This is a genomic window from Aeromonas sp. 9A (genome assembly GCF_963900955.1).
GTDB lineage: Bacteria > Pseudomonadota > Gammaproteobacteria > Enterobacterales > Aeromonadaceae > Aeromonas > Aeromonas salmonicida.
Map to the genome: position 1 here is coordinate 1 of NZ_CAWRFG010000006.1, position 10769 is coordinate 10769.

At 64.3% G+C, this 10769-nt stretch carries 15 protein-coding genes; all 15 read right to left on the reverse strand.

Annotated features, from left to right (window positions below):
- Positions 1 to 25 precede the first annotated feature (25 nt).
- The 15 genes from AACX78_RS21845 to AACX78_RS21910 are packed head-to-tail and all read right to left on the reverse strand — an operon-like array spanning position 26 to position 10719.
- Positions 26 to 1852, reverse strand: a complete 1827-nt coding sequence (locus AACX78_RS21845; protein WP_236556390.1) for a phage tail-collar fiber domain-containing protein — start codon at positions 1850 to 1852, stop codon at positions 26 to 28.
- A complete protein-coding gene (locus AACX78_RS21850; protein WP_159167627.1) occupies positions 1849 to 2451 on the reverse strand; it encodes a phage tail protein in 603 nt (200 codons plus the stop codon). Before AACX78_RS21850 ends, AACX78_RS21845 begins: the two co-directional genes overlap by 4 nt.
- Positions 2444 to 3631 carry a baseplate J/gp47 family protein gene (locus AACX78_RS21855; protein ID WP_159167628.1) on the reverse strand — a complete coding sequence of 396 codons (1188 nt, stop codon included), beginning with the start codon at positions 3629 to 3631 and terminating at the stop codon, positions 2444 to 2446. Before AACX78_RS21855 ends, AACX78_RS21850 begins: the two co-directional genes overlap by 8 nt.
- Positions 3628 to 3966, reverse strand: coding sequence for a DUF2590 family protein (locus tag AACX78_RS21860; RefSeq protein ID WP_159167629.1), 339 nt, complete (start codon positions 3964 to 3966; stop codon positions 3628 to 3630). Before AACX78_RS21860 ends, AACX78_RS21855 begins: the two co-directional genes overlap by 4 nt.
- Positions 3966 to 6017 (reverse strand): phage tail tape measure protein, encoded by a 2052-nt coding sequence (locus AACX78_RS21865; protein WP_159167630.1) that lies wholly within the window; start codon positions 6015 to 6017, stop codon positions 3966 to 3968. The genes AACX78_RS21860 and AACX78_RS21865 overlap by 1 nt, the downstream gene beginning before the upstream one ends.
- A gap of 9 nt (positions 6018 to 6026) precedes the next feature.
- Entirely contained in the window at positions 6027 to 6215 is a 189-nt protein-coding gene (locus AACX78_RS22195) for a DUF6890 family protein (RefSeq protein WP_373966038.1), read from the reverse strand.
- A complete protein-coding gene (locus AACX78_RS21870) occupies positions 6212 to 6475 on the reverse strand; it encodes a putative phage tail assembly chaperone (protein WP_098983604.1) in 264 nt (87 codons plus the stop codon). The genes AACX78_RS22195 and AACX78_RS21870 overlap by 4 nt, the downstream gene beginning before the upstream one ends.
- Positions 6472 to 6702 carry an Rz1-like lysis system protein LysC gene (gene lysC / locus AACX78_RS21875; protein WP_236556391.1) on the reverse strand — a complete coding sequence of 77 codons (231 nt, stop codon included), beginning with the start codon at positions 6700 to 6702 and terminating at the stop codon, positions 6472 to 6474. Before lysC ends, AACX78_RS21870 begins: the two co-directional genes overlap by 4 nt.
- Positions 6599 to 7033 carry a hypothetical protein gene (locus tag AACX78_RS21880; RefSeq protein WP_159167631.1) on the reverse strand — a complete coding sequence of 145 codons (435 nt, stop codon included), beginning with the start codon at positions 7031 to 7033 and terminating at the stop codon, positions 6599 to 6601. The genes lysC and AACX78_RS21880 overlap by 104 nt, the downstream gene beginning before the upstream one ends.
- Positions 7030 to 7491, reverse strand: coding sequence for a glycoside hydrolase family 24 protein (locus AACX78_RS21885; protein ID WP_159167632.1), 462 nt, complete (start codon positions 7489 to 7491; stop codon positions 7030 to 7032). The genes AACX78_RS21880 and AACX78_RS21885 overlap by 4 nt, the downstream gene beginning before the upstream one ends.
- Complete coding sequence (locus tag AACX78_RS21890) at positions 7478 to 8566, reverse strand: DNA-methyltransferase (protein WP_236556392.1); 1089 nt, start codon at positions 8564 to 8566, stop codon at positions 7478 to 7480. Before AACX78_RS21890 ends, AACX78_RS21885 begins: the two co-directional genes overlap by 14 nt.
- 9 nt (positions 8567 to 8575) lie before the next feature.
- Positions 8576 to 8893 carry a phage holin, lambda family gene (locus tag AACX78_RS21895; protein WP_159167633.1) on the reverse strand — a complete coding sequence of 106 codons (318 nt, stop codon included), beginning with the start codon at positions 8891 to 8893 and terminating at the stop codon, positions 8576 to 8578.
- 23 nt (positions 8894 to 8916) lie between these two features.
- The gene (locus tag AACX78_RS21900; protein ID WP_159167634.1) at positions 8917 to 9126 is read right to left on the reverse strand and encodes a TraR/DksA family transcriptional regulator; all 210 of its coding nucleotides are present in this window, start codon (positions 9124 to 9126) and stop codon (positions 8917 to 8919) included.
- 9 nt (positions 9127 to 9135) lie between these two features.
- Positions 9136 to 9591: a phage protein gene (locus AACX78_RS21905; protein WP_159167635.1), complete on the reverse strand. Its 456-nt coding sequence runs from the start codon at positions 9589 to 9591 to the stop codon at positions 9136 to 9138.
- A gap of 3 nt (positions 9592 to 9594) precedes the next feature.
- Positions 9595 to 10719, reverse strand: coding sequence for a DUF2586 domain-containing protein (locus tag AACX78_RS21910; RefSeq protein ID WP_159167636.1), 1125 nt, complete (start codon positions 10717 to 10719; stop codon positions 9595 to 9597).
- Positions 10720 to 10769 lie beyond the last annotated feature (50 nt).

Below are 10769 nucleotides of genomic sequence, written 5' to 3' on the forward strand. Positions count from 1 at the left end.
GATGTCGATACTCATGAGATGTCCCTTAGCTGATGCGGATCCAGGTTGAGTTATTCCAGCCACCGTCCTTGCCATCCCCGACGATATAGCCGAGCAGTTTCCAGGTGCCGGGCAAGGTGGCCCCTCGCCCCGCCCATTGGTCAGAGCCGCAGGCCAGTTTCAAGTTGCTGCCGGCAATGACGTAGCCGGCCGTTTTTGCCCCAACGTAGGCGATGCAGCAAGCCATGGCATATGAGCCCACCTGTCCCCAGCCACTGGCCACAATATCGGCGTTGCCTTGAGCCGCGGTGTGGGTGTGTGCACTCGGCGGCATGGTGGCAGGCTTGCCGGTGACTTCGCCCCAAGCGGGCCAGCGGGTGGCCGTGGCCGGCGCACCGGTCACTTGCGCCCAGGGATGGGTGTGCGCCGCCGGTGGCATGGTGGCGGGCTTGCTGCTGACCTCTGCCCAAGTGGGCCAGCGGGTGGCGTGCACCGGTACCCCGGTTATTTGGGACCAGGGGTGGGCGTGACTGGCCGCCGCGGCCCCCAGCTCGGCCAGCGTGGGCTTGTTGCCGGTGTTGTAATCCCGGGTCCAGGGAGTCCAGGCACCGGTGCTGTATTGGGCCCGGCGCCAGACTCTGCTCGAGTTGTAAACCAGGTAGGTCTGCTGGGGACCGGCGCCACTGCTGACAATCAGCGCCCCTGCGCTGTTCTCCGGGTAGTGGCGCGCGGCCGAGGTGTTGGCGTTGGCATGCTGGGCATACACCTTGGGCTCTTTGAGGGTGTCGAGGTCCTCCGTGCTCAAGTTGATGGGATTGAGCCAGGAGCCGGGGTGGGTGTGGTTGGCCGCCGCGAGGTCCGGCTTGCTGGTCACCTCTGCCCAGCTGGGCCAGCGGCTGGCAGTGGCCGGTACCTGGTCGAGCTCGCCCCACTTGTGGCGGTGGCTGCCGTCCTTTATCTCCACCGCGATGGTGACGCCCTGGGCATCTTCCAGGATGCCCTTGCCGGTCACATCCCCGGTCAGCTCAATGGTGCGCTTGCGGCGCACGTCAGTGACGCTGCCATTGGCATTGATGATGGCCACCTTGGCCACATGGTGCTGATGGCCGTTGGCATCCCGGTAATCCACCAGGTCTGGCACGCTCAAGGTCAGGGTAAAGTGATTCACCCAGGCATCGAGCAGGGAGCCTGCCCGGTAGATATCGAGCCAGAGCCCCACCGGCTTGGCGCCCGGGGTCACCTTCTTGACCTCGTTGAGCTCTGCCCGCAGGCCGCCCACGTAGGCCACCCCGGGCTGCACCTTGTAGACCCCCGATTCGTTGACCAAGTTGAAGCCGTTGCCGTAGAAGGTGGCCGGCCCGAAGAACTGCAGCGCCTGCAAGCGCAGGTCGTCGTCCATCCCGCGCAGGCGGGCGGCATAGTCAATCTGCCAGGTGCTGGCGTCCACGTGGGTGGCGGTGGCATCCGGCGCGAGGTCGTACTCCATCAGCATGGATTTGACCAGGCTGTTGCCGGTCTGGCCGGTGGCCTCATTGGTCTTGAGCTTGGTCTCCAGCCCCTTGTGCACAATCATCCCCACCACACCAGCGGCCTTGTTGATGAGGTAGAGAGCGTTGAAGCTGAAATCGCCGACCGTGGTGTCCATCACGATGGTGTAGGCCACCGCATCGTTGTTGATGCGCCCGCGCTGGTCCACCGCGCGCCGGTGCACAATCTGGTTCGCCGGCGGCAATCCCTGGGTGGGGCTGATGGGTTTGCTCGGGTCAAGGTTTGGGATATTGGCCAGCACGAACTCATCGAGCACCACCGGCGCTTGGGTAGTCAGGCACGCCTGCAGGTAGTTGGCAAAGGCGTTGGTAATGATTTGGCTCATGCTGTCCTCTTGAGGGTTGCGCCGAACACCTGCTGGCTCATGTCGATGCGACCGGTGCGCAGAGTGCCGGTGACCGGGTACACCACCTGGAAGCGGTAGCGGCGGCAGGTGCGGCCATAGTGTTGAATCAGGGTTTCCATCAGCTGCTGGTTGTTGGCGATGGCGCTGTCGGTCACCTCGATGGTGATAACGTCCCAGGGCGTGCCGGCCTGGCGCTCGTGAATGTCACACCAGCCGATGCCAAGGCGCTCGAAGATGCGCTTAAAGCCCGCTACCTCGCCGGCGTCCCGGGCGTTCACAAAGGCGAACCTGACCCGTTTGCGAAAGAGCGCGATGGGCTCGCCGTTAAAGCGGGCGATGTCCCGCTCCCAGGCAAGCAAGGAGAGCAGAGATTCAGAGCAGGTCAGCGGGTCTTGCTGGGCCAGTGGCAGCAACAGCCACCCCTTGAGCCGCTGCCAGAAGGCGTTGATGCCCCGGGCCAAGAACCCGGGCTCGGCGTGGGCGGGGCTGATGGTGTAACCGTCCTCCCACCAGGGGGCGCTGGCATCGGGTAGCACCGGCGCCTGCCGGCCGTGTTCAAGCGGGGTCGGCTTAGTCATGCAGGGTTACCACCAGTTTGCCAAGGCGCGGGATGGCCAGCCCCGACACGATGTCACTTTCACCAAAGCGCAGGCTCTGCAGCTGCGGGAACTGGCTGTGCAGCTCGCGGGCAAGTTGGGAGAGCGAGAAGCGCGATCGCGGCCAGGTGCGGGTCACGCTCGGAAAATCCGCCGACTGACGAAACGCCGCCTTGACCAGGTTCTCGGCACCGGCCTTGAGTGCGGCCTTCTGCTCGGCGCTGAGGTTGGGCTGGGGCCAGAGCGCCAGGGTGAGGCTGTGCTGGGTCTCGGGGATGCTCATCACAAACAGGTCATCGCCGTGGCCATGGTTGCCCTGGCGGCCCACGTAGTCGTTGAGCTGGTCAATCAGGCTGGCCGGGGTGGCACCCACCTCCAGCAGGATGTAGGCATTGGCGGTACCCGGACCGCGGGGGGCTTCGTGCTCGAAGAAGATGTGGTCGGCCCGAATGCCGGCGACGCTGGCCAGCATGGAGCGGTAAATGGCGTCGATGTGATAACGCCCCACTGCCGAGAACTGGTTCTGGATGCGCAGGCCCAAGGCGTCGTTGCCCTCGGCATCGGCGCCCTGGGTGGTTATCCACTCCCTGTCATCGTTGCGTGCCGACAGGATGCCGGTCACCGGTTCGCTCAGCAGGTTGTAATAGCCCGGCGCCAGATTCCAGGCGGCGCCCGCGAACTCTGCTTCGCACACCACCCGGGCCACCGCTTCGCCGGCCGGGCTCACCACCGCCTGCAGGGGTCGCAAGCGGTAGATGGTGCCGTTGATGCGCTCGGTGGTGACCCAGATATCGGCCGGGATGGTGACCGCTTCGCTGGGATTGGCTTTGATGAAGTTGACCAGGCCCCGGGTGGTCTGGGCGGGTTTGCGGGTCAGGTCCACGTCCCAGGCCTTGAGGTCGAGATAGGCATCGGTGGCGGTGGCCGCAAAGGTGTTGGGCAGCACATGACCGGCCAGCAGGGTGCGGACCAGCCAGAGCGCCGGCGTGATGACTACTCCGCGCACCAGCCGCCAGAAGGGTGATACATCGCTGTCATTGGTGATAAGGGAGCCGGCGGCCACCACCTCCTGTTTTAGCTCGGCCTCCATGGCCTGCTCGGTGGTCGGGACGCCGGTCTCGGCCAGCAGGGCCATAAAGTCCACGGTCGGGCGCAGGTTCACAGGGTTACCTCCAGTTCGCCGAATTCATAGGTGCGGGCGGTGACCAGTATCCGGTCGGGGGCCTCTTCACGGATGAGGATGGTGCCGGGCACCAGCCGCTCATCGTCTTCAACCAGCAATTCAATCTCGGTCATCACGTCGCTGCGCAGGGTCGGGCTGCGCTCGCCGATGAGCTTGCGAGCAAGCCCCGATTCCATGATGCGGTGCTTGATGTCCTGGCCGATGCTGTGGCGGTCCTGGGTGGTGCGGGGCTGGCCGCCGGCATCGAGCTGCCAGGCGCCGTTCACCACCAGGATGTCGATGTACTTGGGGTTGTGGGTCAGGTGCTCATTCATCACTTGGTCTCCAGCCAGGCGTTTTCGGCCATCTGCTCCGGCGTCATCGGGTTTTGGTTGTGCATGTGCACCTCGCCGATGTGCAGGGCCTTGGCCGGTTTCTGGTTGGCCGTGGTCGCGGCCGCGTTGGCCTGGATCAACTGCTGGCCAAGTCCACCGGTGGGCACCGCGCTCTGGTCTTGCTGGCGGTAGCGCGCAAGCGGGGCGTTGATGCGTTCTGTCTGCGGTTGGGCCAGCAGTTGGGCGCTCATGGGCAGGCTCAGGTCCGGCATCACCAGCTTGCTGGTGTCGATATCGATGCCCGGGATCATCCCCATCAAGTCGAGGGCGTAGCGAATGGCCTTGATGATCCACTGCCAGGGGGTGAGCAGCGCCTCGAACACCGCGCCAAGGACGGACCCCAGACGCCGGCCGGCATCGGTCACGCTATCGACCCCGAGGCTGGCGCGCTCGGTGGCCCCGAAGAAGGAACCGAGCCAGTCCCAGGCTTGGCCGAGCAAGGTCACGATGATCCCCAAAGTGTCAGCAATGGGGACCAGTGCCTGGGAGGCGAGGGGGCCAAAGGTCTCGGCCAGCCCACTGAAGAAGGCGCCCAGCAGCTCAAAGCTGGTCAGCACCGAGAAGGCGGCATAGAGCTCGTCCCAGTAGACGATGGCCAGCGCCACGGCCGCGACCAGGGCGAGGATGCCGCCCACGATCAGCAACACCGGATTGGCGTACATGGCGAGGTTCACCAACAAGACGGTGGTGCGCATCAGTGCCATGGCGCCGCGCAGCAGTTTGAGCGGGGCGAGCAGCCCCGTCATGACAATGCCCCAGCCCAGGGTCACCAGCTTGGCCAGGCCCGCCAGCAGCAACCAGGTACCGGTCACCATGCCAAGGCCGACGATGGCCAGGATGGCGTAACTGACCGCCTTGGTCAGATGGGGAAAGAGCCGGGTCCAGCGCAGCACGGTGTCGGCGCCATCGGCAAAGGCGCCCACCACCTGGTTGATGGCAGGGAGCACCGCCCCGAACGCGGCGGCCCGAATAGCAAACCAGGCCGACTCGACCCGCTGCCATTGGTCAGTCATGGCGGCGGCCATCTGCTCGGCCTTGCCCATGCCGTGGGTGTTGCCCAGGGCATTGATACTGCTCGAGAGCGCCTTGGTGTTGCTCATCAAGAGTTTCACCATCGACACCGCTTCATCCGAGCCAAATGCCTTTTTCAGCTCATCACTGCCGGCGACGGTCAGGGTCTCGCCATAACGGGCCTTGAGTTTGTCCAGCACGTCGAGCACCGGCAGCATGTTGCCTGCCGAGTCGGTGAACTGCAGGCCGAGCGCCTTCTGGGCGCTGCCAATCCCGGCCAGGAACGACTTGAACTTGGTACCGGCTTCACCGCCACCCATGGTGGCCTGCAGGTGACCGAGTACCGCGAACTGCTCATCCATCGAAATGCCGGCGGCGGTGGCGTTGGCGCCGATGCCCTTGAAGGCGTCGGTCATGCCCTGGCCGGTGGTCTTGAACATCTGGACCGCGGTGGCGGTTTTGCCGGCCACATCCTCTACCCAGTTGGCTTTGCCCATGCGCACGGCCTGCTGCTCAAAGATGCCGTACATGGTGCCCATGTAGTTGGTAATGGTGGCGGTGTCGGCCTTGGTGGCCTTGGCCAGCACGCCGGAGGCGCGGGCAAAGGTGGGCAACTCGTTGCCCTCCAGCCCTGCGATGGCGGATTGAATATCGTAGGAGGCACTGACAAACGCGCTGGCCGATTCGCCATAGTCCACCGAGAACTGCAGGGCGGTGTCGGAGAGTTGCTTGAGGGTCTTCTCATGCACGTCGAGCGAGGCCACCTCGGCCAGCGCCCGATCCATTTCGATAGCCGGGCCCAGCACGTTCTGGATCGCCATGGCACCGGCCACTACGGTGGTGGTGCCCATGGCCATGTTGGTCCACCCCTGCCGACCCGCTTTGCTGATCTGGTCGATCTGGGTGTTGATGCCCGCCAGCGGCTTGGTGGCATTGTCCACCAGTGCCACCTGCATCATCAGTTTTTCCATCCAGGCCATAGGGGTCTCTTATCCGTTGAAGGCTTTGGCTATCCCCTGCGCGACGGCAAAGGCGAGCGTGTCCCGGGCGTGCTTATCAAACCAGAGGGCGCGGGCCAGGCTGTCGAGGTCATCCTCCTCGTGGGGCAGGTAGTGGCGCCGCAGCGCCAGTACCTGTTCCAGCTGGTTGCGCTCGATGGCCTCGGCGCGCCCGGTCAGTTTTTTACGGTGATATCCAGCGCCGGCGCGAACTCCTCGTTGATCTTGGCGGTCAGCTGCAGGGCAGCGCCCGGCAGGGCCAGCAGATCGCTCAGTGCCTCCTTGTGCTCGGCGCTGACAATCTTGCGCAGGTAGTTGTGGGCCGGTGCCACCTTGTCGTTCATGGCCAGGTCGTTGATGTAGCTGTTGTAGGCCACCAGGGTGGGCTCAAAGCAGATGTCGGTACCGGCGATGGTCAGGGTGATGGTTTGCTTGCTCATGGGGTGGTTTCCTCTTGTTCAATCCACTGATTCAGGGTGTCGAGTTGGGTTTGGCAGCGGCGCAGGGCCGTCTGCAGGGTGGGAATAAAGGCCACGGCCTCGCCCCAGGTAGTGCCGTTAAATTCAGGCTCCGGGCAGTGGGGCACCAGCCCCGGCGGTGGCAGCCGCTTGACCACCTGGGTGCGCACCAGTGCCCTTGGCTGGCTGGAGCAGGCGCAGAGCGCCAACAGGCAGAGGCTCGCGAGCGCAGTCCGGGCGGCCCGCCGGCGGCGTGGCCAGGGCGTGTTGCAGGTCATCGGCAGTTTTCCTCTGTTGTTGGTCGAGCTCGGTCAGGGCGGCGTTCTGGTGAGTGAGCAACTTGCGCAGCCCCCTCTCTTCGCGCTGCAGCGTCTTGAACTCGGTGGCCATTTGGTCGTTGGCGGTCTGCAGGGTGGTGATGGTCTCGTTGGCGGTGGCCAGCGCCTGAGCGCGACGGGTGAGCAGCTCCCCCTGGACATACAGCAGGGTGCCAATCACCAGCCCGATAAGGGTCGGCAACAGCCGGATGAACGTGCTCATGCCAGCACCCCGCCAAACTCGGTGAACTTGGCCAGCAGGTCGGCAAGCCGATGTTCGCGCTGGCCATAACCCGCGCCCGGCAGGCTGGCCCAGATGTTGGCGCATTTGGCGATTGCCTGGGGGATGCGGCCATCGACCACATCGGCCAGCGCCTTGCGCTCGCGGATAAGCTGGATGGCCCAGGTGTCTTGCGACTCGGGGCCAAAGTCCGGCAGCGCCAGCAACATCTGATAGTGGCGCCAGTGTCGTGACAGGTGCTGGTAACGCCCAGCTGCGGTGCTGACCAAGCCAGGCCTGACGATGACGGACACATTCGGGTGGGTACGGTAGTCGGTGAAGAACCCCGCCGGGTTGACCAGCTTGTCGTATCCGTCATCGCCGAGCCCTTTGGTGCCTTCGGCATAGGCCAGCATGTCCAGAAAGGCGGCCACTTGCGGGTGGCAGTTACTGCGCGCCATGGTGGGTATCCTCCTGGCTGACCAGGGTCTGAAATTCCTGGCAGGTCTGGGTAAACCGAGGGGCTTCGAGCTCCACCCCGATAAAGCGGCGGCCGAGGCGCCAGGCGGCTTTGCCCGTTGCACCAGAGCCCATGAAGAAATCCCCCACCACGTCACCCGGCCGGCTGCTGGTGCGCACGATGTGCTCCATCATGGCGGCGGGCTTTTCGCAGGGGTGTTTGCCCGGGTAGGCCTGCACCGAGGGATAGGTCCACACATCGGTAAAGGGCACCTCTTTGGTGACGCTGAACGGGCGGCGCAGCTGCTCGTACTCGGCCTTGAGCTGGTCATAACTGGCGACCAGGGTCTGATAGGTGCGATGCAGTCCCTGGTACGTCTCTTTGAGCTCGCGGTGGGGCCGGCTCAGGGCTTGGGCTTTGCGGGCGAACAGGGCTTGCAGGCGGGCATATTGCGCTTCGCTTGGCAGGCTCCACTGACTGCGGCCAAACCAGTGGCCCGCCATTTGGCAGCCCAGGGCCTGATCGATCTCTTTGTTGGAGATGCCGCAGGCGGCCTTGGCCTGCTGGAAGTAGTCGATCAGTGGCTGCATCACCTGGCCACGCAAGGCCTGACAGGCTTGGCGATAACCGCTGGCTTGCGCACTGCCGTGAGCCCCCAGCTGCTCGGCAAAGATGATGCGTTCACTGGCGGGCCAGAAGTTGCGCAAGGCCGACTTGTCCGCCCGGTTCCACACGCCCGAGGGCTTGGCCCAGACGATGTGGCTCAGCACGTTGAAGTGCTTGCGCACCAGCAGCTCGATGTCGGCATTGAGGCTGGGGCTGCAAAACAGATAGAGCGAGCCGTTGGGCTTGAGGATGCGGGCAAACTCAATCACGCACGCTTCCAGCCAATCCAGATAGGCCTCGACGTTGGGCCATTGGTTGTCCCAGTCCAGATCTTTGACCCGGTAGTAAGGGGGATCGACGGCCACCAGGTCCAGGCTGTGGGACGGCAAGGTGGTGAGGTAGGCCAGCGAGTCGGCGTTGACCAGCTTGAGGCGCTCGTTGATTTTGTGGATCTGCATTTGATCAGTCATCACGTCTGTTCACTCCTTGGGTAATTTGGTGTTGAGCCAGCGTTCGGCAATACCGCGAATGGTCTCCACACCGATAAGGCCGACCATGCCACCGACAAAGCCGGCCGCTTCCCCCGGGATCCCGAACCAGCCAAAGGCACTGATAAATGCCAAGGTGATCGCCCCACACAGGACGGATTCCAGCAGCCGGCGGCGGCCACTGCCCCCGCCATAGGTGATGCGCAGCCAGGCGGTTAACACGGCCAGGGCGGTGCCATAGACGGTGGGCAGGTTGTCCATCAACCAGGCCAGCAGCATGGCACCGATGACGGGGTCTTTATGAGGCATGGCGTTCATGTCCGTTGCTCGGGTTAGCGGGCCAGCCGTTCAAGGCGGGTCTGGCAGGGGACGCACAGGCGCACCCCCGGCACATGGTGGCGACGGGCCGCGGGGATCGGGTCGTCGCACTCCTCGCACTGATGCAGGCTCATGCCCTGGTAGCGCCCTTTGCCCACTTGTTTGGCCAGGTTGGCGGCCAGCATGCGGGCGGCGTGTTGGTTGGCGCGGTCGATATCGTCCACTGTTCCCCCTTAACCCAGCAGGTGGCGGGTGTCGTCCTTGGAGAGGTACGGCACGCCATTGAGGTGAACAAAATCGGGGGAGGTCACAAAGCCTTTCACCTTGTGCACGCTCTTGCTGCCGCCCTTGGGATCGACGTCGAGCAGGTCGGAGACCAAGAGCTTGACGCCAAAGGCCTCCACCTTCATCTGGTCGCTGCCGGTGTCGGCGTAGAACAGCACATCGTCCGGCTCCATCCCGCGCCAGCTGCCCGCCCGTTTGGCTGCATCGGCCAGCAGCTTGAGGTTCTTGGTGTCGAGCTCGAACTCCAGCTCCGCCGAGACGTCCCCGTCCACATAGCCATCCGGCACGCCCCGGGTCTGAGCCACGGCGCTGTTGTCGGTGATGGAGAGGCTGGCCTTTTCGACGTGGACCATGGCCCCCATCAGGGTGGTGTCAAAGCTGGCACCGGAAATACGGCGGGTCATTGCTTAGCCCTCCCCGTTGTTGAGGCTCAAATCGAGCATGATGTTGACGGTGATCCCCTTGGGGCAGTCCACGGTGCGCACCACCACATAGACAGAGACCAGGTTCTTGGCAGTCCACTGGATGCTGATGTCGCCCTCTTTGGGGGAGGCGATGTCGCCCGGGAACGGCTGGCCGTTGATGGTGGTGGCCTTGGCCATCTCGCGCAGGTCCTTGCCAAAGTAGGTGATGGCGGCGGCGGTGCTGCCCGGGGTGGAGTTGAACGAGCGATCCCCGATGCGGGCGATGGCGCGGATACGGGTCCGGCGCGCCACCTTGTAAGCAATGCGCAGGTTCTCGATCACCTGGTAGTCGCCGCCTTCGGCATCGAGCTGGCGCCCGTCTGCCCAATAGAGGCCGTCATAGTCCGGGTACCACATCGGCACCGAGTAGCGGTTCTGCTCCAGGGTCTGCAGGGTGGCCAGCGGTAGCGGGATCCCGTCCTTGTCCACCGGCTTGTTGCCAAGGCCGACCAGGGCGCCGGTCTTCACCCGGCACGGGCTGTCGGCGATGCTCACCGCCCGGTTGCACAAGCGTCCGGCATAGACCCCGATGAGGTTTGGCCAGAGCATCGGCACCAGGCCAATCGAATCGGCCTTGATGCCCTCCTGTAGGGCAGCCAGGGTGGCCTCGTACTCGGGCCAGTCTTGGGCGCCTTCGCCGGCTGCATTGATACCCGGCACCGCCAGCAGCATGAACTGCCAGCGCCCCCACTTGGCGATCAGTTCCTGGTTGAGGGCGTGGGCGGCGTTGATGCTGGCGGCGTCCCATGCTTGCCCCAGTACCACGACACCTTCAAAGGATTGGGTCTGCTGCGCGCCCCGCACTGCATCCAGCCAGGATTGGTCGGTTGGCAGCACGTATGCGGCGGCGGTCCAGTTCTGGCCGGCGTTGTCGCGTGCGGCCAACAGGTTGGCCTTGAGCTCGCTGTCAGCGGCGCCCAGCAGCTGGTCAAAATCGGACTGGGTATTGAGGGAGAGCAGCTTGCCGGTGTTGCTGGCGGCGCTGCCGATAAACAGCAGGTGGCGCTCGACTTCGGTCACCGGCCCCTGCATCTGGTTCAAGTTGTTGATCTGTACATAAGGCCACATGGCGTTAGTTCCCCTTCAGGTCTTGTTTGTTGACGTCCCAGCCGTAGTCG